This window comes from Undibacterium sp. Ji50W (assembly GCF_049340445.1).
Taxonomy (GTDB): Bacteria; Pseudomonadota; Gammaproteobacteria; order Burkholderiales; family Burkholderiaceae_D; genus Undibacterium.
The window spans coordinates 173124-198532 of record NZ_JBMPOX010000005.1; the positions used below are offsets into that span (position 1 = coordinate 173124).

A 25409-nucleotide genomic window follows, 5' to 3' on the forward strand; every position below is an offset into this window, starting at 1 on the left:
ATAAAGGGAGACGACATGCAAGAAAAATCCATACGCAAAGTGCTATATGTCAGCGGCGTTGTGACCATGCTGGCGGGCCTGCAGTTTCTGGCACCGACCCTGTTCCTGCAGGCATCCGGCATGCAGGTGGGTGATGTTACCGGCCTGTTCTTTGCCCGCCACTGGGGTTTGATGGCCTTTGTAGTTGGTGCATTGATCCTGTATGCCGTCAAACAGGTAGAGGCACGTCGGGCGATTTTACTGGCAGCGGCCACAGAGAAACTGGGGCTGGTCGTCATGCTGCTCATCAACTGGTCAGAACCCGCCTTGCAGGGCTTGCATATTGCGGCTATTTTTGATGGTACCTGCGTGCTGCTGTACCTGATTTATTTGCTGGAGAAACCGTCGCAGGTCACAGTTTCTTGATTTCAGGCGAAAAAAATCCCCTCAGGTTTACACCATGAGGGGATTTTTACATTACTGCTGCTCAATTTTCATTGAGCATGCAGCGAATGACTAATTACTTCTTTTTAGAAGTTGCTTTTTCAGCAGCTTGTGTAAATTGCTGAGTTGCTTTGTTCAGGTTTTCTTCCAGAGTCTGAACAGCTTGCTTGGTAGTTTTGGACAGTTGTTCGTAACCGGCGTTGATGTTGCCAACAACGGATTTCAAAGCTGTCACAGCTTGTTCGGAACCGGCGGGTGCATTTTTAGTCACTTCGTCGATCAGGGAAATCACTTTGGTGTTTGTTTCAGCGATGTGCGCTTCAACTGCTTTAGTGAATTCTTGCTGAGTCGCTGTCGTGATGCTTGCCAGGTGACGGCCATAAGCCAGGGCTTTTTCTGCACTTGGCTGAGCTTGTGCTGCAGTCAGGGAGAAAAATTCTTGTGGGTCTTTGGCGCCGATCAATTGCTTGGCAGCAGCTGTACCTTCTTCGAAACTGGCTTTGGCAGCATTGACGTTCAGGGCAAACAACTGCTCCAGACCTTCAAAGGCTTTCTTGTTCAGGGATGTCAGGGAAGCAAATTGGGCTTCCAGGTTAGCTTTAGTAGCAGCGATAAATTGTTCTGGTGTATTGGTAGTCATAACATTCTCCGGTAAAAGGAATTAAGTGGAATCAAACATCGGCAGCGCCTTCCATTAATTCTTGAATGGTGCACCGCAACAATTACGATTTTACACGGAGAATTTAAAAGGTCAAGCACTTTTTGTGCGTCGCACCAAAATTAGCTAAATTACACTCTGAAAATCATATCTACAAGTTTCCCGCAAGAAATTACGCAAAGCAGAGTGAGGACTGGTTCCGGCTGTGTTGCTCATGTTGCGCCATAGGCTGACCTTGTTTTGGCTGACCGTGTTTTGCCTGGCCATTTTCCAGCGCCAGCAAGGCTTGTTTATTCTCCAGGCCACCGGCGTAACCCGTCAGCGCCCCTGAACTGGCGATCACACGATGGCAGGGAATGATGATGGAAATGGGGTTGCGCCCATTTGCCGCCCCGACTGCCCGCACCGCCGCCGGTTGCCGGATATGCTGGGCCAGTTGCCCATAGCTGGCGGTCATGCCAAACGGTATTTGCCGCAGCCCGGCCCAGACGGCTTGTTGAAACGCGGTACCAGCCGATACATCTAGCGACAGGTCAAAATCCTGGCGCTGTCCGGCAAAATAGTCTTGCAGTTGTCGGGCCGCCTGTAACAGCAAGGGGTGCTGCAGATTCAGTTGCCAGCCAGCACTGCCCTTGAAATGCTTGTGGTGTTCAAAATACACACCACAAATACCGCTGTCGCTGGCTGCCAGCAACAAAGGGCCTTGCGGACTGTCCATATTCATATAGTGGATGGTTTTCATGATTATTCCTTTCTTGTTCCGTTTTATTCAAGATGTTGCCAGCGATTGCCACAACAATAATGCTGCATAGGCGCGCCAGGGTGCCCAGGCTTCGGCACGGCCAAGTAACTGCTTTTCTGTCAGCCGTATCTGTGGTGGCAGGCTGAGTTGTGCCGCTGCCTTTTGCAAACCCAGGTCGCCAGCGGGGAAAGCATCAGAAAATCGCAAGGCCCGCATGGCGATGTATTGCGCTGTCCATTCGCCAATGCCGCGCACGGTCTTCAATCTGGCAACCATCTCATCCGAACTCGCGGCCAGTTGTTTTTGCAAGCCGCCATCCAGCGTGAACTGGGCGATATGCTGCAGTGTCGCTGCGCGTGCACCGGGGATACCGATACCGGCCAGTTGATCAATCGACAGCGCAACGATGGTTTGCGGCGAGGGGAAATGATGGGTAATCGCCGCAAATGGCGTCGTCGTCGCTTGCCCGAAACGTGTCACCAGCCGCCCGGCTACCGTGGTTGCCCCGGCCACGCTGACTTGCTGGCCGAGTACGGCACGGATCGCCAGCTCAAAACTGTCAAAGGCACCTGGCACCCGCATGCCGGGCGTGCGCCGGATTTGCGCCGTCAGCATGGCATCCTGTTCCAGATGGCTTTGTATAATGGCCGGATTGGCTTCCAGGTCAAACTGCTGTCTGACACGCGCCATCAAAGGCATCAAGACCGGTGCCAGTGCCGGTGCCACCTGCAGGCTAAGTTGCTGTTTGTCGGGCAAATGGGCCACCTTCAGCCAGCCGGCAATGCCATCTATCTGCACGCTGCGAACGTAGGCCTTACCACCCTTTTCATCTATCACGGCTTCCAGCCCCGGCATGGCACGGCCAGCAAGGTAGTCAATCACTGCGTCCCAGGCATACGGCGGGCGATACGCCAGGCGCAGGCTGACACCTTCGCCACCAAGATCAGCGGCGCGTCGTATAGAACCGGGGGCCATCTGGTAACGTTCGGAAAACAGGGCATTGAATCGCCTGACACTGCCAAAACCAGCGGCAAAGGCAATCTCGGCCATGCCTAGCCGGGTTTCCTGCAACAGCTTTTTGGCAAACAGCAGGCGCTGGGTCTGTGCCAGTTCTACCGGCGTGACACCAAATTCATGCAACATCACGCGCCGCAATTGCCGTGAAGACAGACCTACCTGTTGTGAAAAACTTTCCAGGTCACTTTCATTCAAAGCCCCATCGGCAATTCTTTGCCACACGGCATGCGCCAGATTTTGTTGCAGGGCATACGGTGCCAGTTCAGGCCGGCAACGCAGGCAGGGACGAAAACCCGCCGCCTCTGCCGCTGCTGCACTACTAAAAAATTCGCACGAAGATTCACGCGGGGTTTTGACACCGCAGACCGGACGACAATAAATGCCGGTGGTTTTTACGCCGGTAAAAAAGACGCCGTCAAAACGGCTATCCCTGGCAGCCAGGGCGCGGTAATAGCATTGCTGCTGGGTCGGGCTTTCGCCGGCAATGGGAAACAGGACGGAGGCGGTTTTTTTCACCGCTTTTTCCGCCGCGCTTTCCACTATGCCTTCAAACGTATTCCTGACTGGTTTCATCGCTGCCACTTGATCCTCGCCTTTGCAATTAAAGTGCTTTCTGTTCCTGATGAACTGTCACAGTCCACATTTGCATTTATACGCGACTGCAGCGCACTGTTCTAGCCGCTTTCGGACAAACAAATCCAAGCATACACCGGTTGTCGGAATGACAGTACCGTCATGGTCTTTGTGGCAGTCCACATGATGTTCAGGTTTCGACTACACTGGAAAGTATTTCCTTATTTGCAAACCATCTATCCCATGACGACTCAACGCGCCCCCGATCTGAAGACCGTGCTGATTGCCAGCGGTTTCGTATTAACGCTGGCCATGGGTGTACGGCATGGCTTTGGCCTGTGGATGCAACCGATATCACAGGCGCATGGCTGGACCCGGGAAACCTATTCCATGGCGATGGCCATGCAGAACCTGATGTGGGGTGTATTTGGCCCGTTTGCGGGTATGGCGATAGACCGCTTCGGCACCATGAAGATGGTGATACTCGGTGCCTTCCTGTATGCGGGGGGCTTGTTGTGGATGGCCATGATAGATCAGCCTACCGTATTTATTCTGGGTACCGGTGTGCTGATCGGTGGGGCGCTGGCCTGTACTTCGTTTGGTGCCGTCAGCGGCATCATCGGTCGCACTGCACCGCTGGAACGGCGTTCATGGGCATTCGGTATTTCTTCTGCGGCCAGTTCTTTCGGTCAATTTGTCATGATGCCGGTCGAACAGCAAATGATAGGACATACCGGCTGGCAAAATGCATTTTACATGCTGGCGGCACTGGTCATCATTGTCATGCTGCCTATGGCCTGGAAATTACGTGAACCTGCGCTTGAACAAACCAGCGGGCCGCAACAAAGCATACGCCATGCAATACGCGAGGCCTTTGCCTACAAGCCTTTCCTTTTGCTACTGGCGGGGTATTTCGTTTGCGGCTTCCAGGTCGTGTTCATCGGCGTGCACATGCCAGCCTACCTGAAGGACAAGGGCATACTCGACCCGGATGTCGCGGTGTTTGCGCTGGCCCTGATCGGTTTGTTCAATATCTTTGGTTCTTACTACGCTGGCAAGCTGGGTGGCATGTATTCCAAACCTTACCTGCTGTCGGCGATTTACCTGTCGCGCACACTAGTCATCGGCCTGTTCCTGCTGGCGCCTTTGTCGTCTTATTCCGTTTACACTTTTTCTGCGGCGCTGGGCTTGCTGTGGCTGTCTACCGTGCCGTTGACGAATGGCATCATCGCTGGCATCTTCGGGGTTAAATACTTGTCGATGCTGTCAGGCTTCGTGTTCTTCTCGCACCAGGTAGGCAGCTTCATGGGCGTCTGGCTGGGCGGCTATATTTATACCAAAACCGGGAATTACGATATGGTCTGGGGCATCGTGCTGGCGCTGGGTATTTTTGCCGCCCTGGTGAATTTCCCTATCAGCGAACAACCTATCGCCCGTGAACAGGCGGCAGTTGCATGATGAAAACCTTAGTCTTGCCCAGATCATGATACCTCGCAAAAAAATCCCGCAACTGCTGTGGCTGGCCTTGATGGCCATCGTACTGGCATTGACTTTCATGGCTTATCTGCGGCCAGCCTTCATCCTGGAACTGGCCAATCGCTTCGTTCTTTGCTAAAACCGCCCTTCTCTTCCTGATATCTGTGCTGGCCAGGCACCTGGCGGCGCAGTGCCCAATACCTGCAATGCTGATGCACACAGCATGACGCGAAATTATTTTCCGGCGTGATGGTCTGATACACTGCTTTCCTCTGCCATTACCCCGCTCATCCACTTCATATCCACTTCTTACCGGAAACCTTATGAACAAACACCTCATGCTCGTTCTGCTGAGTTCTGCACTGGCAATTCAATCCAGTCCGGCACACTCTGCGCCAGCGGATACGCTGGCTAACACCAAGGCAACTGCCAAGGCCACCGCGACCAGCAAAAAAACGCTCAGCCCGCTGGCGAATAATCCTTTCGCCACGGCCAGCAGCCTGATGTATGAGTACCCGCCTTTCGACAAAATCCGTAATGAACATTATGCCCCGGCCTTTGCCGAAGGCATGCGCCAGCAAAATGCCGAAATCGCCCGCATTGCCAATAACCGTGCTGCGCCGACTTTCGACAATACCGTGGTGGCGATGGAACGCGCCGGGCAAATGCTGAACCGCGTGTCGACCGTGTTCACCAACCAGACATCCACCAATACCAACCCGGAACTGGAAACCCTGTCACGCGAACTGGCCCCCAAACTGGCAGCCCATCAAGACCAGATTTTCCTGAACGCCAGCTTATTCCAGCGCATCGGCAAATTATATGCGGCACGCAGCAGCCTGAATCTGGATGCAGAATCCTTCCGCCTGCTGGAACGGTATTACACCGACTTTGTGCGCGCTGGTGCCAAGCTGGCAGAAGCGGATAAAACCAGATTGAAATCCATGAATGCGCAACTGGCGACCCTGGCCACGCAATTCAGCCAGAACGCACTGAAGGAAAGCAATGCCGGTGCCATCATTGTCGATAACAAGACTGACCTGCAAGGTCTGTCAGAGGGTGAATTGTCGAGTGCTGCCGAAGCCGCCAAGGCACGCGGCCTGAACGGTAAATATGTGATACCGCTGATGAATACCACTGGCCAGCCGTTTGAAGCCGTGCTGGCTAACCGCGCATTGCGCCAGCGTTTGCATGAAGCGTCGGTAGCACGCGGCAACCATGGCGGTGAATTTGATAATCGCGCTGTCGTCATCAAGATAGCCCGCCTGCGCGCAGAACGGGCAAGCCTGCTGGGTTACGCTAACCATGCTGCGTATGGCCTGGAAGATGAAACCGCAAAAACCACCACCGCCGTCAACAAGATGCTGGCTGACCTGGCCCCGGCAGCAGTCAATAACGCCAGGCTGGAAGCAGCAGAGCTGCAAAAGCTGATCGATGCACAGCAAGGTGGTTTCAAGCTGGAAGCATGGGACTGGGCCTACTACACCGAACAATTGCGCAAGGCAAAATACAGTTTTGACGACAGCCAGTTGCGCCCGTATTTTGAGCTGAACAATGTACTGGAAAACGGCGTGTTTTACGCTGCATCAAAACTGTATGGCATCAGCTTCAAGGAACGCAAGGACTTGCCGGTGTATCACCCCAGTATCAAAGTATATGAAGTGCTGGATGCCGACGGCAGCAGCCTGGCCCTTTTTATCGCTGACATGTACGCACGTGATACCAAGCGCGGTGGCGCATGGATGAATGCGTATACCGAACAATCCGGTCTGTTCGGCACCCACCCGGTAATTGCCAACCATCTCAATATTCCACAACCACCGGCGGGGCAGCCTACCTTGCTGACCTTTGATGAGGTGCGCACCGCATTCCATGAATTTGGCCATGCGCTGCACGGCATGTTTTCCAAAGTGAGATACCCGCGTTTTTCTGGTACCAATGTCCCGCGTGATTTTGTCGAGTATCCATCCCAGGTCAACGAAATGTGGGCTACCTGGCCGGAAGTGTTGAAGAACTATGCCAGGCACTACCAGAACGGCGAAGTCATCCCGCAATCGCTGGTCGACAAGATCAGTGCCGCCAATCAGTTCAACCAGGGCTTCACCACCACCGAATACATTGCCGCATCGCTGCTGGACCAGCGCTGGCACCAGTTGACACCGGCCCAGATACCGACCGACGCACTGGCCTTTGAAGCGCAGGCGCTGAAACAGGCAGGCGTGGACTTTGCGCCGGTCCCACCGCGTTATGGCACCACCTATTTCTCGCATATTTTTGGTGGCGGTTATTCAGCCGGCTACTATGCCTATTTGTGGAGCGAAGTACTGGATGCCGAATCGGTAGAATGGTTCAAGGAAAACGGTGGCCTCAGCCGCAAAAACGGCGATTGGTTCCGCCAGCAATTGCTGTCTAAGGGTGGCAGCATCGACCCCTTGGTATCCTTCCGCCAGTTCCGTGGACGTGATCCCAAGATCGATCCCTTGCTGATACGTCGTGGTTTGCAAGCAGGACAGAAATAGACCCTGGCAACTCAATGCGCTGAATAAAAATTCGGACATAAAACAGGAAGGGGACACATGATAGTGTCCCCTTCCTGTTTTTATATTCCGGTTTCGCGTTCAGGTGGTCCGGCGTCTGAACTCACCGGCCCCGATGCTTATTCAAGCTTCCAGACGAAATCGACCTTGGCCCACAATTGATCGGGTTTGCCATCTTTGGTACCTGGTTTGAATTTGCATTGGCTCAATGCGCCCAGTGCGGCTTTGTCCAGGCTTTTGGAACCGCTGGATTTGTCGACTTTTGACTCAACGACTTTACCGTCAGTACTGATCAGAAAACCCATGGTGACAGTGCCGGTCTCTTCATTCATCAGGGCTGCTTTTGGATATTTTGGTGGTTCACAGGATTTGCCATCCATGACCGGTGAAGTTTCGGCCGCCAGTACGGATGCGCTCATTGCCAACAGCAGGGATGAAACAAGGATGGATATTTGCGGTTTCATAAAAATATTTTTATTCACTTTTGTTCAGTATAAAAAATTTCTGGCAGATTGCAAGTCAAGGATTGTTAACTGTCATTCTTAGAGCCTGAAACCTGATGCGGGCAACCGGCTGCAACGGCAGCCGGCCAGGAAGCGTTACAGAACGATCAGAACTCTTCCCATTCATCGCTTCTGTTTGCCGATGCAGCTTTTTTAACTTGTGCCTTGGCTGCAGGTAAAGATTTTACCTGACTGTTTCTTACCTTGGGTTTGATAGCGACCACAGGCTCAACACGGCGCACGGGTGCTGGCGCAGGTGTAGGTGGCGCAGACAGTTGCTGCGCGCGTTCGCCAGCCTGCAATTTAAAGATGCTAACAACCTTCGCCAGTTCAGAAGCCTGATCCTGCAAGCTTTGGGCGGCAGCGGCAGCCTGCTCTACCAGGGCAGCATTTTGTTGAGTGACGCCATCCATTTCAATAATGGCGTGGTTCACATGCTCAATACCGACACTTTGTTCCTGGCTGGCAGCACTGATTTCGGCAATGATATCGGTCACATGTTTCACGCTGGAGACAACCTGGTCTATCGTCACGCCAGCCTGTCCAACCAGCTTGGTACCGATTTCCACTTTTTCTACCGAGGTGCCGATCAGGGTCTTGATCTCTTTGGCGGCAGCAGCACTGCGTTGTGCCAGGTTACGCACTTCAGCGGCAACCACGGCAAAACCACGCCCCTGTTCACCGGCACGTGCCGCTTCCACCGCAGCATTCAGCGCCAGTATATTGGTCTGGAAGGCGATGCCATCAATCACGCTGATGATATCCACGATTTTCTTCGACGATTCGTTGATGGAACCCATGGTGTCCACCACCTGTGCCACCACGACACCACCCTGACGTGCGACTTCGGATGCAGATGCGGCCAGTTGATTGGCTTCACGTGCATTGTCGGCATTCTGTTTCACTGTCGTCGTCAATTCTTTCATGGACGACGTGGTTTTTTCCAGTGAACCGGCTTGTTGTTCAGTACGTGAAGACAAGTCCAGGTTACCGGTGGCGATTTCGCTGGATGCAGTAGCGATGGTGTCCGTACCGGTGCGTACTTGTGCAACGATATTCACCAGGCTGTCGCGCATGTTTTTCATTTCAAACAGCAGGCTGTCCTGATCACCGGATTTCAAGTCTATCTGTCCGCTGAGGTCGCCGGCAGCAATCTGGCCAGCAATGGTTGCCGCATAATCAGGCTCGCCACCCAGTTGTTTCAACAGGCTGCGGCTGATCGCCCAGGCAGCCAGGATACCGCCAGCCAGCGCCAAAGCACCCAGCACCAGCATCATGGTCGTAGCGGCCTTAAAAGCAGACTTGGCTTCTTCTGCCGTTTGGCCATTCAGCTTGTCTTCCAGCGTGACCAGTTCATCCAGTGTATCCAGCCATTTTTTCTGAACTGGACGGAGTTTCTTGATCAGTGTGATGGTCGCCACCTCTGCGTTGTTGGCCATCCCCAGTTCCTGGGCTTTGGCTGGCAGCGAGGCAGCAGCAGTTTCTGCTTCCTTGAGCTTGGTCAACAGGGTTTTCTTTTCTGGTGTGACATTGCTTTCTTCCAGCGCCATCTTGCTCAGCTTTTCATCGGCGGCGGCATATTTCTTGGTCTGGTCAGCAATCTTGTTCAGTTCCGGTTCCATATCTGCGGCATCGTTGAGCAGGGTCAGGTTACGCAGGGATACCATGCGGTCATACACGATCGCACGCATATCCAGCGCCAGACGGGTCTCGGCATTGCTGATATTCACGATCTTTTCAAGTCGGGCCTGTATTTGCGACATCCTCGAAATGCCGACCACAGTCACCGCAATTAATAATGCCAACACCAGAGCAAAGCCCAGCCCCAGACGTTTACTTACTGTCATTTTTGATAAATTCATTTGCTTGACTGGTTTTAAAAAGGTTGAAGAAAAGACGAATCCCGATAAAGCTTCATTACTCTCTATTCTCCACACAATATCTGTCTCTTTAATTTACCAGACCGAAAGAAAAATCACTTTGATTGGTTTATGCGTCAAAAAACCGATGGAATCCGGCCTTTTTGAAGTTATCAGCTTTTAAATTGTGGGAATTTAGTGATTAAGGTTAGAAATATACTCGAATTTTGCTCTCTGGCAAGGGGTTTTTACTCTCTTGGCTTGCGCAAAAATGCAAGATTTTCATAGTATGGAAAGAAAGTATTTCCATTTGTGCAGGCATATAAATTTGCCTATTTTTTATGCAGACTAACTTATTCTCGCCAAGCGGGTGTTCTGACTAAATTTTCTTCACACTTTAAACGCTTTCCCCATGGCAACAACGCTTTGTTGGCAAATCGACCTCAACGTGAACTATGCATGTCGGTGTTTTTTTCTGTAGATCAAAGGCCAGGCCCCGAAAAAAACTAGAATATCTGGTCGAAAAAAAACCCCGGCTTTTTCACCGGGGTTTTTATACGGCATATCAATAATTAATACTTGTATGCAGCAGTGACATAGAAGGTGCGACCGAGTGGATCGGTGTAGCGACCATCGTAACCAACCTGGTTACCACCACCAGTATTGCGGATGGTGAATGGCGGATCGACATTGAACAGGTTGCGGATACCACCTGTAATAGTCAGATTTTTGATTACTTTGGCTTGCAGTTGATAGTCAAAAGTCATGTAGTTGCTGACATCACGCACCATGTCCACATAACCACCGATACTGCCATCTGCATTCACGCCACGTACATAGCCGTCATCAGCAGATGCCACTTTGTCGTGGTAACCGGAACGGTAGTTCATGGTCACGCTGTGGGTGTACTGATCAGACACTTTCAGGGAAGTCACGAGTCTGGAGATGATACGGAAGGTCACATCATCATAGGAATCGAAACGACCTATGCTGCTTTCCTTGGCGGCACCAGGTACATCTTTTTCTGCTGTCAACATGTAAGTACCAGACCAGTTCATGGACAGCTTGCCGATAGGCAGGGCGGTCTTGAAGGTGGCATCCCAGTCCAGGCCGGAGTAGCGTGAGCTGGCCAGATTCACAGGGCTGCGATTTGCCACCAGAACTTTGGATTTCTGGATAGGATCGTAGTACAGGGAAATGTACTGATCAGCCAGTGTTGGTGTAGTGAAAATCAAATCCTGAGACAATTTCTGGATCTGGTTTTTCAATTTCACGTCCCACCAGTCCAGGCCCAAAGACAGGCTGCTGGTTGGTTCAAAGCGGAATCCCAAAGCTGCCTGTTTGGATTCTTCGGCTTTCAGTGCATCTGCACCTGTGCTTGGATTACCCTTTTTCAGCAGACCATATTCAGCTGTACCACGGCAATAGGCAAAACGTGGGTCCGATGCCTTGGTGATAGGGCAAGGGAAGGCGTTCGATGAACCGTCATTTTTCAATGGGTCGGAAACGTCGTTCAATGTTGGTGCCTTGAAGCCAGTGCCATAAGAACCGCGCAACATCAGGCTTTGCATAGGTTGGTAACGGGCCGACAGTTTATACGTGGCTTTGGAAACAGAAATACCCTGCGTGCCCGGCTGCGATGCATTGCCGTTGACGTCATAGCTGATATTGTCTTTCTTCACAGCGTCATAGCTGTCATAACGCAAGGCTGCTGTCACATCCAGGTTCTTGATGACAGGCATCAGCAATTCGCCAAAGGTACCCCAGCTCTTACGTGAGGCGACCAGACCTTGAGAACCTGTGCTACCACCGATAATGACATCCGTCCAGGCCGGATGTTGCGGGCCAGGGCCTTGTGAGAGTTCGCTAGGCGCGTCATTGTAAGACTGCTTGGTCATATCTGCACCCAGACCCAGCTGTGCCTTGCCGCCACTCATATCGAACAGCTCTTTGGAAGCATGTGCGCTCACTACATCAATCTTGGATTTGGTGACGCTGAGGTTTTCCTGCAATACTGCCGGAGCAAGAATGGAAGCCGCATTCGCATTGATGATATACGGATTGTAAGCGCCGGATTTGACCAGGGCATCAAACCGGTTGGCACTCATGTAACCGGAAACAGCATCATCCCTTTCCGTATTTTCGGAATGGGTATAGTTAGCGCTGTAATCCCAGCCTTCAAGATTGCTTTCCAGGCCCAGGACCAGGTGACGGGCTTCCGTTTTGTACTTATCTGCACGACCACCTGCATCACGGGCACGGAAATAGAAGAAGGCATCGGTCACATTGTTAGGGTTGATGCCCTGTCCTGCCAGCAGTGGCACAACAGATTTGTTGTAAGCACCGATATAATTCGGATTAATGACTTTCACACCGGTCACAGGATCAGTGCTGAAGGTGGTCAAAGGTTGAGCAGGCGCTGCATAACGAGCGGTGTTGGATAAATCTGACATCACCAGTTCACCGAACAATGTCGTGTCCTTGCCCACTTTCAGGTTACCGGACGCAAAGAAACTGTCACGCTTCAGCTCTGGCATCAATTGAACCGTTGCCGCATAGTCATAGCGGCACACACCGCCGCGGGCAAATGTATTTGGACCATTGCATTTGCTGGTATTTACCAGGTCAGGCGAGAAGGTGGCGTTGTTACCCAGGGAATCATAGATATCCGCATTGGCCGGGATGGAATTGATACTGGTCTGCCAGGTGGCATACATCTTGCCGTCCTTGACGAACTTCTGAACACCGGAGCTACCAAAACTGCGTTGCGATGCTTCCAGCGCTTTTTGTTCATCATGGCTATACGCAAGCAGGACGTTATAGCCATCCTTGACTGGATCACCGAAACCTTTGGAAATCGAGAAATTGCTACTGCGACCACCGCTTTGTTGCGGGCTGGTCAGGGTTGCTTCCAGGTTCAGGTCAGTCTGATTTTTTTTCAGGATGAAGTTGACCACACCGGCAATCGCATCAGAGCCGTACAGGGTGGATGCACCATCCGTCAGTATCTCTACGCGCTCTACTGCGGACAGGGGGATGCTGCCCAGGTTCACTGCGCTACCGGTGCCATACGGCGCCATGCGGCGGCCATTCAACAGCACCAGGGTGTAATCCGTACCAATCGCGTGGATGGAGGCCGACTGGCGACCTAAGCCACCACCGTTGACAGAAGCTGAAGCGGTAATGAAACCTTGCATGGCTGGCAAGGCGGCAACCAGATCTGCCACATTATTCAAACCACTTTGTTCTATGTCTTTGCGTGTCAGTGTTTGTACTGGCAACGCACCTTCCTGCGCAATCCGTTTAATCGATGAACCGGTGATCTCTACCTTTTGTCCTACATCTTGCGACATTGCCGGTTGTGCCAGCAAGCCTGCACCGACCGCGAAACTGCCTATAAACATCAGGCGCACTGATCGGGCCAATATTTTTTCTACCATGACTAATCCCCCAAAAATATATCTAATAAGTCAGGCTACGCATGCCAGGCCCCACCTTGTAAGTGAGACCCCTATTTGCACGGCGTAACCACATTTCTATCTTTGATGTTTTTTGACTGGCAGCATTGTAAAAACCTTGTGTTAAACATGGGTATGTAAAACATTTGTTTTTTTATTTTTGCTTATGTAAATTTTTTCATCAAAAAACATCTTTTTTCATGGAACCATTTGGGATGTTTGTTGTCAAGGCTGACATTCTTCCGGGCAAGCATCGATTGTGTCCATTTGCAATGGAATGGACGCATGAATTTTCTTTGATCAAAAGCTGGAATTTTCGCAATGAAATCTGTGGCGATTTAGCCTCGTTTGCGCATTTATCTATTTAATTTAGCGCATTTCATTTGTGACAGAATTTTTACATAACCAAAATGCGATCTTCTTGATAAAAAATGTTATTAAAAAGTGCGTTTTCGAAAAGAAAGAAAATAGTTCCCGCTGCGCTTATCCACATTCATTTTCAAATCGTCCGGCAGCAAGCTGACTGTACAAGAATGTGCTGAATCAATTGCTGTAGAGCACACTAGAGCAGAGATTCTGAAACAATTTTTTGTCGCAAATGCACAACAAAATCACGTCTGAAAATGGCTGCTTTCCGGGGCATGCTGATCTTATTTTTCACCGAAAAATGTAAAATCCCCTGTCAGTTTTTACTGACAGGGGATTTCTTTTTTTACAGCGTGCTCAGACTAGGCTCAGAACTTGTGATTGTACTGAACCGACAGGCGGACAGAGCGTGGCGCTGTGTACGACAGTTCCTGACCTGCCGTTGGGCTAACCGCATCGCCTGCCAACCTGACGTTATAACCTTCATCGATAGACTGTACGGTCTGTTTATTAAAGACGTTCAGGATATCTATTTTCAGCAACAAGCCTTTGACCAGGCTTGGCTTATACATGAAGTTCAAATCCAGACGTGTATCCCGTGGCAAGCGGCCTGCTGCGCCACGACCATTTGGTACACCAGAGCTGGCTGGGCACAGATAGAAGATGGAGCCATATTGCGAGAGGCCCAGACCTTCCTGATCCATCGCTGACGGGATGTTGCACGTGAGGGATTTTGGACGACCAGATGCCACCAGTAAATTACCCCCAATCGCAAACTCAGGATTAATTTCATACAAACCATATGCCTTGAATTGGTGTGTACGATCATTTGGCAATAATCCGCTGCCGTTGATCATGGTTTCCGGGAAATCCCACAGAGAGCTGTTACCAACGTCAGACTGTGCATTGTCCGACTTGGTCAGGCCTTCCTGATTACCCTCGCTACGAGACCAGGTATAGTTAAATTTGCCGTACCAGCTATTGCGCATTGGATGTTCGAGCATGAATTCCAAAGCTGTGTATTCACGTTTCGGACCTTCTGGGAAACCCATCTCTGCCGCTGTCACGGATATTGTACGTTGCTGACCATTACCCAATGGGAAAACGAAAGTCGCATCCTGACCTGGATTGAACAACGCACCATTCCAGCCCAAACCTGCAGCGTTGTAAGTAGCCAGGTCGGCTGCATTCAGTTTCTTAAGAATGGCACGGGTATCAGAATAATCGTCGATGGTATTTTTCAATTTACGATAAGTAAATTTGACACCGCCGTTGAATTCCGCTGACAGTGCTTTTTCGAAACCAATATTAATTTCGTCCTGATAGTGAGCCTTCAGGTTGGTAGCTGCCAGTTCATTCGCAACTTTCGGTTGACCAAATTCAGAGTTAGCTGACAATACACCACTGATCTTGTTCAGGCCAAGAGGGGCACCCGTCTTCGAATCAACCCCTGTATAAGTGTAGAATTGATCCGTGTTCAGAGACGCACCGGCAAAACGCACCGCTAGGTTGGTTGGCAATGGTAAATGATAGCGGCCTGCGGTACCAAAGACCTTCAGAGAGCCATCACCGCTCACGTCCCAGACGGCAGCCAGGCGGGGGGCAATCTGATTTTTCTGCTCAACGAAAGTGGTTCCCACCTCATTTTGGTTGGAAAAGCTTTCGCTACGCAGACCAACAGTCAGCAGCACATCTTTGGTGACTTGATAGCGATCTTCGATATACAGCGCAGATTGTTTTACTGAAGGAGTAGAACCCGTAGCCTGCAGATTCAAGTCAACATAATAACCTTGTGTGCCATAGCCACCGCCTGCTGCCGGAGAAATATTGTGTCCGGAAAGAACTGCATTCGGATTCGTGGCACGTAGATAAGTCCAGGTACCACCACCAGCAGCCTGACTACCGGCAACCGAATTGATCTTGTTGTAATCCAGACCAGCACGAACGGTATGCTCTTTGGTGGCCTTGTATTCCAGATCGAAACGATAGCCCTTATTCTGGTCATTGGCACCTTCGCGTAACAGGCTACCCGCAAAAGTTTGTGGATCAGTCACATTGTAGTTGACGCCCGGGACGCGGTTGGCGTCTGCTGCGGTAAAGGGTTTTACACCAGGAATGTAACCAAATGGTGTCTGAACGTGGTCAACTTTGGATTGACCAACCAGGGCCAGTACAGTTAAATCGTCAGTCAGGTAGCCGGTATATTTGAGAATATCAATATTTGCGCCCTGTGGAGCTTGCAATGCAGCACCATTGGCATTGAGCCCCAGCAGACCGGATGCATAGTTTTTAAACGTGGCACCACCATACTGGGTATAGCTACGTTGATTTGTCGCATAATCAAAGCCAAAATACTTGTCTTCTACTCGGGACTCATCACCAATGCGGGTGTATTCCAAATGGTGATCGTTTGTAATGTTCCAGTCGATTTTAGCAAGGTATCGTGGCACTTCAGAGGTTTGCTCAAGCCAACCCAATTTGTTATTGGTCGTGTTAGAAGACGCCAGGCGCGCTGTCTGGGTATTTTTTTGTGTTGTTTCGGCCGCTATGTAGATAAACAACTTGTCTTTGATGATAGGGCCGCCCAAAGAAAAGTTGTAAACCTTCTCGTCTACAATATCGCCCGCTTTGTAGTTGTACATTTTGCCGTCGGTTGCTGCGTTACGTGCGGCACCAGTGTTGGGAAACAGAATGTCTTTTGGGGTTGAACGCAAACTATTTGGTGCATACGTAAAGCCTGCGCCAATTTCCCAGTTATTGGTACCGCTCTTGGTCGTAATATTGACGACACCGCCAGTAGAGCGTCCGAATTCAGCACCATAACCACCAGTTATCACCTGGGCTTCCGCAATTGATCCGAATGGCAGGGAAGAATAACCCACCTGATACAAGGCGCTGGTCACTGGAAAGCCGTTGATATACGCCGCATTTTCAGCCGCGCTGGAGCCACCGAAAGAAGCCGCATTATTACCGAAACGGGATTCTGCGCGTGTCGTACCGCCCGCCAGTTGGACGATGTTGGCAACTGCCGGTGCAATCGGGATCACAGAAAGTTCTTTGGCTGTGAAGGAAGACCCGGAATTGGAACTCTTGATATCAATCGCCTTGGCGCGTTGTGTAATTTGCACCACTTGCATACCGAAGGTCGCTTCGCTGTCCTGGCCAATGCGGACTTCAAGATCCTGCGTTGCGACCACGGACGTACCTTCTAACAGCGACACCTTATAATTTCCAATTGGTACTGAGGGAACACGGAAAGCACCAGAGGAATCTGGTGTGATGGTGCGCTTGACACCATTATCCACACCAACGATGGAAATGCTGGTGTTCGGCTTGCCAGCAACCTTACCTGAGATCGTACCAGTTGTATTTGATTGCGCCATGGCAACCTGATTGATACCAACTGTCATCACACTAGCGCCAAACGCCAACATCAGCGCACGGGCAACCAGCGTCTTTTTAAATACCAGACTATTCTTGGACATGTGTTTTTTTCCCTAAGTATTTTATGTCGACGAAACGCGGTACGAAATGTCCTTCAACTCACCAATTTCGCACTACTCCTTGACTACTCCCTTTACTCCCCTTTTACTGCTGCCATTATTCGCTTCACTTCTTTTGCTTTTGATTGCTCAGGCGGCGATTTCTTGCTCTGTCCAGCACGCAGAAATGCATGTTTAATGCCAATAATGGTCGAAACGTCATATAAATATTTTCCAAAGAAAAATTGCACGATAACTATCAACTGAGTGGAAATTACAGCCATCATTCCACTCAAATCTTGAAGTTACATGTGTAAAATTTTCTGTCAAAAAGTACTCATATTGCATGGAACCATTGCACAAACTTAGTGTCAAGGCTGTTTTTTCGGGCTGCAAAGCCGGTTTGGGGGGTGGGACTAGTCGATATAAAAATACGAAACAAAGTAATATTTTTTTATTTATTCTTGTCAATATTTTCTAATCTTATAACTGACTGCCAATTTGTTCGATTAAATTTACCCGCGGGGACTCAGAACAAAATTTTATTGCCAACAGGGGCCTATTAAATGGACAAAAATTCGCGGATTTCTTTTTGTCTTTTTCGACACAAGTTGAAGCTCCAAGTATTGGCATTGTAATTTACACAATCTTTACAAAGCTCTTCAGATGTAAAATTGTGCAAAATTTATGAAAATGGTGGCAGGCGAAATTGTTAATATATTTTCTTTCATATACTTTTCTGTATCTTTAATGAGACAAAACTCATGGGTGCGTGTACCAAGCCGACATAATTCATCTTTTTACATTGCAGAATAAAGCCTGACGGTTTTTGACCAGCTGAAATAAAAAAAACCGCAAGCAAGCTTGCGGTTTTTTATGTCAATGACACCGATACTTTATTTCAGCCCACCCCACGCTGCCCGGTAATGCGACAGCAGGGGCCGCGCTTTTATACGTATCCGCCGTCTACATTCTTATCAGAATGTGTAACGTGCGCCAACATTGAAGTAACGGCCAACTGCGCCGGACTGATGCAGGGATGGGTTGTAGTTGATGCGACCATAAGTCTGGACATCAAGTGGTGCCATCTTGTCGAACAGATTGGTGATGGATGCCGTGAATTCCAGGTTTTTCGACATTTTCCATTTACCAAATACATCCATGGTCGTGAATGAAGCAACACGGCAACCGAGGTAAGGCTTGCCATTTGCATCTACGTCCAGGCAGTCGCCACCGATTTCATTGGTGTCGCTGATGCTGGAAACATAGTTGACGTTACCAGACAATGTCCATGGACCACCTTCCCAACCCAGCGTGAAGCTGGTTTTAGTGCGTGGTGTACCACCGTCACCTGACAGATTCACGTCACCGTGAGTACCAGCAAATTCATGCACGGTACCGTCGGCATCAGTTCTTCTGAATTCATTCATGTAGGTCACCACCACGCCAGCATTCAACTTGCCATTGCTGCCCAGGTCAAACTTGGCGCGCATGTCCAGATCCAGGCCGGAAGTCTGTGTCTTGCCTGCATTCAGGTAAGGCGCTTTGACCATCAGGATAGGACCAACCAGATTAGGGAAGTTGGTAGTTGCTTCACCACGAACGATTTGAGCGTCCGGGTAACCAGCTGGATTGGCAACAATCGCGCCTGGGTCAGAACCACTGATTTCGCCGTCACGAACAATTTTCCACCAGTCCAGAGAAATGCTGAAGTTCTTGATCGGTTCTACAACCAGACCAAGGCTATAGCTCTTGGAAGTTTCAGGCTTGATGTTTTTATTGCCAACGGTAATTGCGCCCACATTTTGTGAAGAGCAGTCAGCCGCCAGTTTGGTCACTGCGCAGCGGATAGGGTCGCTAGGAATGTTGGTAAATGCTGCTACAGCACTATCGCCATTCTCTGCCGCGCTAGGAGCACGGAAACCTTCAGCATACGTACCGCGGAAAGCGATGGTATTGGTCGGGGTGAATTTGAAGCCGGCTTTTGGTGTCGTGGAACGACCATAGTCAGAGTATTTGTCTGAACGGGCAGCCAACTGGAATTCCAGCGATTTCAGGACAGGGATAGCCAACTCTGTGTAGAGTGCGGCGACGTTGCGTGAACCTTTGGCAGCAGAGTAACCCAGACCAGCGATATCATTGGTGTTGGTGAATGGTGTTGCTTCGCTGTTGGTTTCTTCTTTGCGATATTCTGCGCCAACCGCGATGGCCATGGCACCGCCCGACAATTGCATCAGTTCACGAGTGGCTTTGAAATCCACGGATGTGCTCTTGGTCACACCGGAATTGACCAGTGTTGGTGAAACCAGTGCCAGCACGTCAGGTGTATTGACACGACCCTGACCAATGCGGAAACTACCATTTGCAATCGCTGCTTTCAGCGCAGACTGGCGATAGTAGCCGTTTTGTGTCTTGTCTGTTTTACTTTCGGCATACAGGAAGCCGGTATCGTAATCCCATTCAGCGAAATTACCTTTTACGCCTGCCAGGAAACGGGTAACCGTGGTTTCCAGATCGGCGGTACGTGGGCGAGTAGCATCAATCCAGCGTGGACGGGCGCGTGCATCAGTAAATGGATTGTCTGGATGGCCGATAGGCAGCAGCAACTGGTCAGGACCAGTGCCGGTATTGTTGACGCGTGCATTCACCAGATCGAAACCAGCGCCAGTCAGGCCGGAAGGCGTAGTCTGGGTTTTTGCCTTGTTGTTGAACAAACCGAGTTCTGTATAGGCAGTCGTCGTGTCATTGATAGCGAAAGTGCCGCGTGCATACAGGTTCAGATTCTGTGTTTCTGGCTGAATGGTTTGATATTGCACTGGATCGTACATACAACCCGCGCCGGCGTTATCCAGCGATGTACCGCCTACTGGGTCCAGATTTTTTGGATCGCAAGTACCTGCCAATTGCTGTATGCCGCGACCAGGAATGGTAGCGCCAGTGGCACTCACAGGGCGTACTGAACCCAGCATATTGCTGCCGCCAGCATTACCGGAAGTGATGAAACCGGCGCGTTGATCGCGCCCGCCCCATGGACGGGCATCGGCCTGGCCGATGTAATCGTCACGGTCTTTTTGCCAGATTTTTTCTTGTTTCTTGGCATCAATGGTCATAAACACATTGTATTTTTCGGTTTGCAGATTACCAAAACCTATCGATGCCGAAGCGCTGGAGACGCGGCCATCGCCACGGGAAGATTGACCAATACTGGCAGCAACCGATTGACCAACATAATTTTGGCGCAATATGATGTTGACCACGCCGGCAATCGCGTCGGAGCCATAAATCGCCGAAGCGCCATCTTTCAGAATCTCGATACGTTCAACCGCATCCAGAGGAATGGAATTCAGATCAACGAAGCTGCGTTGACCGTCATCACCGAAACCATAAGGTGCCGTGCGACGACCATTGATCAACACCAGAGTCGAACTGACGCTCAAACCACGCAGGGAAACACCGGAAGCACTACCGGCGAAACCATTGGTGAAAGAGCCACTGATACTGCCGTTGTTATCCGCAGAGATACTGCGTACCACGTCAGCGATGGAAGTCTTGCCTGTTTGCTCGATGTCTTTGCGGCTCAGTATCTGAGTCGTTGCAACACCTTCTGTTTCAGTACGCTTGATACTGGAACCGGTAATTTCTACCTTTTGGACACCGTCTTGTGCGAAAGCTGTTGGTGCCAAAACACCCATGCTCAGCACCAGACCGCTAGAACAGATCAGCCGTACTGATCTTGAAATGGTTTTTTCTTTAATCACTTTTTGCTCCGTTGTTTGTACATTACTAACAATTCTGTGACAACCAGATAAATTTTGCGGATAAGCAAAATTACCAAATTAAAATGGAAAAATCTTTCCATTCTTGAGGAATTTTTGAATAAAATTCTTTCAAAAATTTAGCTCTAGAATGAAACCATTTTGGAGAATCTGCTGTCAATCTTGAAATAGTACAAACGACGAAAAAACAACACTTGATTAATTTTGCCCACTTTCTTGAAACATGGCGCTTACATAAGTCTACAGAATAGGACGAAAGTTCCGGAAAAACGAAAATAATTTTAACTGTTTTGTAACATAGTTTTTCTACTACTACTCCTCTCGAAAATTACTTTTCTTGCAATTTGGTAGTACCACGAAGATGTAAGATGAAAACGACAATTAGTGTTTTTTTACTTCTAAAAATTTGCCCTAAATTTGTGCACTTAACATATTAAGCACTCAAAGATACAATGCAAAAAAATAAAAAATCACCGACTAAAAGAATGAGGGAGAAAACCGAAAGCAGAAAAGCAAAAACCCCGGCGCACCGGGGTTTTTGTTAAGGCACCAGAAAACTGGCGAGAGAATTACTTGGCTGAAGCTTCTGCCGAGGCTGCCGCTGGTGCAGCCTTGACTTCTGGTTCCTTGAACTTGGCACCACCTGCATTGGCCATGTGAACCACGGCACGGGCGACTTCTACATCATCCAGATCTGGATTGCCGCCTTTGGCTGGCATGGCACGAATACCGGAGATGGCATTGGCCACTAATTTGTCGTAACCCTGGGCAATACGTGGACCCCATGCACCTGCATCACCAAATTTTGGTGAACCGGCAGCACCAGCATCATGACAAGCCGCGCAGATGGTCTTGTAGACGGTTTCGCCTGCCTGTAAAGTTTTAGGACCACTTGCATCTTTAAAAGTAAAACCCTGGTCAGCAACCGGGCTGATACGTGCCGCGGTCGCTTCTGGTGTCAGTGCAGAAGAGCCAGCGCCGACTTTCTTGTCATTCGATACATACTGTACCAGCAAGACAATGGCGATAATGGGGACCAGGAATCCGGCGAGAATAGCAACGATGAGTTGCTTAGGGGTCTTGATCGCTGATTCGTGTTCGTCGTGCGCGTCGCTCATGGTTTCCTCGTTGCAAATAAATTAGGTGCTGAAAATAAATCGGGAATGCAGGCACGCCGCTTGCGCGAGCAATTGCCAAAGCTTGGGATTATAGTGTGAAAGTGCCCTGTTTGGAATGAAAAGCAGGAGCACTTAAGCAAGAATACAAAAATTCCAAGTCGTTTAACGACAAATTCCTTGGTGTGAGACAGGAGGAAATGGCCAATTTAGGTTAGAATGTTGCCCTTGCATTACCAGAACTCATTGTCATTGTCGTTGCTAATTTTAGTGAGTTCAAAACAGCATACCCAAGCGCCAGTAGCTCAGTTGGATAGAGTACAGCCCTCCGAAGGCTGGGGTCGCACGTTCGATTCGTGTCTGGCGCACCAAATTCCTTCCTGTCACTGACTTCCCTGTTTATACCAGCCGGAGGTTCAGTGCTAATTGCTCAGTGTCAGTAGCTATCTACGACCGACCCCAGCCACCACCATTTTCTATGTCCTTGTAGAAATTACGCCATCTGCTATATGCTAGCCAAGCTTAATTGCCTTGCAAGTATTTCATTTTTTGAACCCGCCCCTATCTGTTCTGTCATACCGGTATCCCTATGGCATAACAGGTGCAGGTTTTTCCCATTCACATGACATATGAAGGTCGCTTATGAAATCAAGCCGTCTCCAGCTCACTACGCTTAGTCTGCCCATTGCCCTGGCCTGTGCCACCATGTCGCCCGCCACGATGGCGGCGGACCAGGCAGCGCCGCTTGCCAAAGCTGCCTTGCCGGCAGGCTTGAAACTGATACGCCAGGTGGAAGGCATAGATGAATACCAGCTTGCCAACGGCATGCGGGTATTGCTGGTACCGGATGCCAGTAAGCCGACCACCACCGTGAATATTACTTACCGCGTTGGTTCGCGTCATGAAAACTATGGCGAAACCGGCATGGCCCACTTGCTGGAACATCTGATGTTCAAGGGCAGCAAAGCCCATCCTCGCCTGTGGGAAGAACTGTCGCAGCGCGGTGTGCAGTTCAATGGCACAACCTGGCTGGACCGCACCAATTACTATGAAACCTTTGCCGCCAAGCCTGAAACCCTGGCCTGGGCGCTTTCCATGGAAGCAGACCGCATGGTGAATTCGCGAATTTCTGGTGAAGACCTGAAGACCGAATTTTCTGTCGTCCGCAATGAGATGGAAAAAAATGAAAATTCGCCCGTCGGTACCCTGATACAGCGCGTCATTTCCAGCGCCCACCAATGGCATAACTATGGCAAGGACACCATCGGTGCCCGCACCGACGTGGAAAACGTCAATATCCCGCACCTGCAGGCTTTCTGGCGCAAATATTACCAGCCGGACAATGCCACCCTTATCGTCGCCGGAGCCTTTGATGCAAAGCAGACGCTGCAACTGATCAGTACCCATTTCGGCAAAATCCCCAGACCGAAACGCCAGATAGAAACCACCTATACCCTGGACCCGGTGCAGGACGGCGAACGTGACGTGACCGTACGCCGCGTCGGCGATTCGCAGGCCGTGGTGGCGCTGTACCATACCGTGCCGGCAGCGCATCCCGATTATGCAGCGACAGAGGCACTGGCCCTGATACTGGGTGATACACCGAATGGCCGCCTGTACAAGGCCCTGGTGGAAACCAAGAAAACCACTGATGTATTCCCATGGGCAGCCAATCTGGAAGAACCTGGCTTCCTGCTGCTGGGCGCAACTATGCGTACCGAACAGAGTGTCCCGGAAGCGAAAAAGATTTTACTGGAAACCATAGAAAGTTTTGACAAAACCCCGGTCACCGAAGCCGAACTGGCGCGTGCCAAGTCCAAGCTGGATTCCGACATTGCCCAGGTCTTCAATGATCCGGAAAAACTTGGCGTGTCTTTGTCAGAAAGCATCGCCAGTGGTGACTGGCGCCTGTTCTTCCTGTTCCGTGACCGCGTCAAGGCATTGAAAGTCGATGAAGTACAAAGGGTGGCCACGACCTGGCTGAAATCCACCAATCGTACTTCCGGCAGCTTCATCCCTAGCGACAAACCTGAACGCGTACCGGCCCCGGCCAAAGTCGCAGTCGATGAACAGATCAAGGAATTCAAACCTGGCGTGGCCCTGGCGCAGGCAGAAAATTTTGCCACTACCCCAGACAATATAGACAAGCGCACCCAGACCGGTGCACTCAGCAATGGCTTCAAGTATGCGCTGCTGCCAAAAACCACGCGTGGCAATACCGTGGTGCTGTCCATGATGCTGAACTTGGGTGATGAAAACAGCCTGAAAGGCAAGGTCAGTGCCGGTGAACTGGCGGCCGCCATGCTGAACCGTGGTACTGAAAAACTCAGCCGCCAGCAATTCACCGAAGAACTCGACAAACTCAAGGCCAAGCTGCAAATCGGTGGTAGTGCGGCAACCGTCTACATCAATGCAGAAACCGTACGCGACAACCTGCCAAGGGTACTGGAACTGTTGCATGATGCCCTGCGCCAACCGGCCTTCAGCGAAACCGAATTTACCCAACTGATCAATGCCCAACTGGCCCAATTGGAAGAATCGCGCAAAGACCCACAGGCCATTGCAGTGGATGCCGCCAGAAAAGCATTGAACAACTGGCCGGCAGATGACCCGCGTTACCAGCGCTCCATCGATGAACAGATTGCCGCCCTGAAAACCGCCAAACTTGCCGATGCCAAGGCATTCTGGAAAGAGTTCTACGGTGTCAACCAGGCTAACCAGGCGCAATTGTCCATCGTTGGCGAGTTCGATGCAGCCGCCATCAAAACCCAGTTGCAGACCGCCTTTGGTGACTGGAAGGCACAGCAAAACTTCAGCCGCCTGGCCAGGCCTTATCGCGCCACCAAGGCCGAAGAAAAACAATTGATCACACCGGACAAGGCCAATGCCTTCTTCTATGCCAGCATGCAGGTACCCGTCGGCATCAAACATCCTGACTACCCGGCACTGGTGATGGGTAATTACCTGCTGGGTGGTAGTTTTAACTCACGCATCCTGGAACGCATACGCCAAAAAGACGGCATCAGTTATGGCGGTAGTTCCTCCTTCAATGGCTCATCCCTGGATGAAGTCGCTTCCTTCTCGGTCGCGGCCATTTATGCACCGCAAAACCGCGTCAAGCTGGAAACCGGCATACGGGAAGAAATTAGCCGCGCCCTGAAAGATGGCTTTAGCGCCGCCGAACTGGAAGACGGCAAGAAGAGCCTGCTACAGCAAATGCAACTGGAACGCAGCCAGGACAATGCCCTCGCATCCACACTGACCACCAACCTGTATCTGGGTCGTAATATGCAATTTGATGCCGAGATGGAAAAGAAAATCCAGGGCCTGAGCGTCACCACCATCAAGGAAGCCATGAACCGGCATCTGGGTTATGACAAGCTGGTGCGGGTTTTTGCGGGTGATTTCAAATAAGCCTACAATC

Annotated in this window: 15 protein-coding genes and 1 tRNA gene; 6 read left to right on the plus strand and 10 right to left on the minus strand. The window is 50.5% G+C overall.

The genetic code is table 11. From position 1 onward, the window contains the following. The first annotated feature begins 15 nt into the window (after positions 1-15). Positions 16-405 (plus strand): hypothetical protein, encoded by a 390-nt coding sequence (locus ACO0K9_RS10790; protein WP_422984640.1) that lies wholly within the window; start codon positions 16-18, stop codon positions 403-405. 94 nt (positions 406-499) lie between these two features. On the opposite strand, the gene ACO0K9_RS10795 is transcribed toward ACO0K9_RS10790, so the two are convergent. From ACO0K9_RS10795 to ACO0K9_RS10805, 3 genes are all read right to left on the minus strand, one after another. Further along, the gene (locus ACO0K9_RS10795; RefSeq protein WP_422984642.1) at positions 500-1063 is read right to left on the minus strand and encodes a phasin family protein; all 564 of its coding nucleotides are present in this window, start codon (positions 1061-1063) and stop codon (positions 500-502) included. Positions 1064-1253: 190 nt separating this feature from the next. Continuing rightward, complete coding sequence (locus ACO0K9_RS10800) at positions 1254-1823, minus strand: methylated-DNA--[protein]-cysteine S-methyltransferase (RefSeq protein WP_422984644.1); 570 nt, start codon at positions 1821-1823, stop codon at positions 1254-1256. A 27-nt stretch (positions 1824-1850) separates the two neighbouring features. Then, positions 1851-3413, minus strand: a complete 1563-nt coding sequence (locus ACO0K9_RS10805; RefSeq protein WP_422984799.1) for an AlkA N-terminal domain-containing protein — start codon at positions 3411-3413, stop codon at positions 1851-1853. 243 nt (positions 3414-3656) lie between these two features. Here ACO0K9_RS10805 and ACO0K9_RS10810 point away from each other — a divergent pair, with 243 nt between their 5' ends. The 3 genes from ACO0K9_RS10810 to ACO0K9_RS10820 all read left to right on the plus strand — a co-directional run bounded on the left by ACO0K9_RS10810 (position 3657) and on the right by ACO0K9_RS10820 (position 7408). Further along, positions 3657-4871 carry an MFS transporter gene (locus ACO0K9_RS10810; protein WP_422984646.1) on the plus strand — a complete coding sequence of 405 codons (1215 nt, stop codon included), beginning with the start codon at positions 3657-3659 and terminating at the stop codon, positions 4869-4871. 25 nt (positions 4872-4896) lie between these two features. Beyond that, positions 4897-5028 (plus strand): hypothetical protein, encoded by a 132-nt coding sequence (locus ACO0K9_RS10815; protein ID WP_422984648.1) that lies wholly within the window; start codon positions 4897-4899, stop codon positions 5026-5028. Positions 5029-5212: 184 nt separating this feature from the next. Next, positions 5213-7408 (plus strand): M3 family metallopeptidase, encoded by a 2196-nt coding sequence (locus ACO0K9_RS10820; RefSeq protein ID WP_422984650.1) that lies wholly within the window; start codon positions 5213-5215, stop codon positions 7406-7408. Between the two features lie 137 nt (positions 7409-7545). Here ACO0K9_RS10820 and ACO0K9_RS10825 read toward each other — a convergent pair whose 3' ends face one another. From ACO0K9_RS10825 to ACO0K9_RS10855, 7 genes are all read right to left on the minus strand, one after another. Beyond that, entirely contained in the window at positions 7546-7890 is a 345-nt protein-coding gene (locus ACO0K9_RS10825; protein ID WP_422984652.1) for an energy transducer TonB, read from the minus strand. Positions 7891-8036: 146 nt separating this feature from the next. After that, positions 8037-9776: a methyl-accepting chemotaxis protein gene (locus ACO0K9_RS10830; protein ID WP_422984654.1), complete on the minus strand. Its 1740-nt coding sequence runs from the start codon at positions 9774-9776 to the stop codon at positions 8037-8039. 584 nt (positions 9777-10360) lie between these two features. Beyond that, a complete protein-coding gene (locus ACO0K9_RS10835) occupies positions 10361-13228 on the minus strand; it encodes a TonB-dependent receptor domain-containing protein (protein WP_422984656.1) in 2868 nt (955 codons plus the stop codon). 752 nt (positions 13229-13980) lie between these two features. Next, positions 13981-17097: a TonB-dependent receptor gene (locus ACO0K9_RS10840; protein ID WP_422984658.1), complete on the minus strand. Its 3117-nt coding sequence runs from the start codon at positions 17095-17097 to the stop codon at positions 13981-13983. A 92-nt stretch (positions 17098-17189) separates the two neighbouring features. Next, the gene (locus ACO0K9_RS10845) at positions 17190-17378 is read right to left on the minus strand and encodes a hypothetical protein (RefSeq protein WP_422984660.1); all 189 of its coding nucleotides are present in this window, start codon (positions 17376-17378) and stop codon (positions 17190-17192) included. Between the two features lie 693 nt (positions 17379-18071). Continuing rightward, positions 18072-20852: a TonB-dependent receptor gene (locus ACO0K9_RS10850; RefSeq protein ID WP_422984662.1), complete on the minus strand. Its 2781-nt coding sequence runs from the start codon at positions 20850-20852 to the stop codon at positions 18072-18074. Between the two features lie 587 nt (positions 20853-21439). Then, positions 21440-21988 carry a c-type cytochrome gene (locus tag ACO0K9_RS10855; RefSeq protein ID WP_422984664.1) on the minus strand — a complete coding sequence of 183 codons (549 nt, stop codon included), beginning with the start codon at positions 21986-21988 and terminating at the stop codon, positions 21440-21442. A gap of 291 nt (positions 21989-22279) precedes the next feature. Here ACO0K9_RS10855 and ACO0K9_RS10860 point away from each other — a divergent pair. Together ACO0K9_RS10860 and ACO0K9_RS10865 are read left to right on the plus strand one after the other, a co-directional pair. Beyond that, positions 22280-22356: transfer RNA gene (locus ACO0K9_RS10860), tRNA-Arg, on the plus strand. 271 nt (positions 22357-22627) lie between these two features. Next, a complete protein-coding gene (locus tag ACO0K9_RS10865) occupies positions 22628-25399 on the plus strand; it encodes a M16 family metallopeptidase (protein ID WP_422984666.1) in 2772 nt (923 codons plus the stop codon). Positions 25400-25409: the final 10 nt, after the last annotated feature.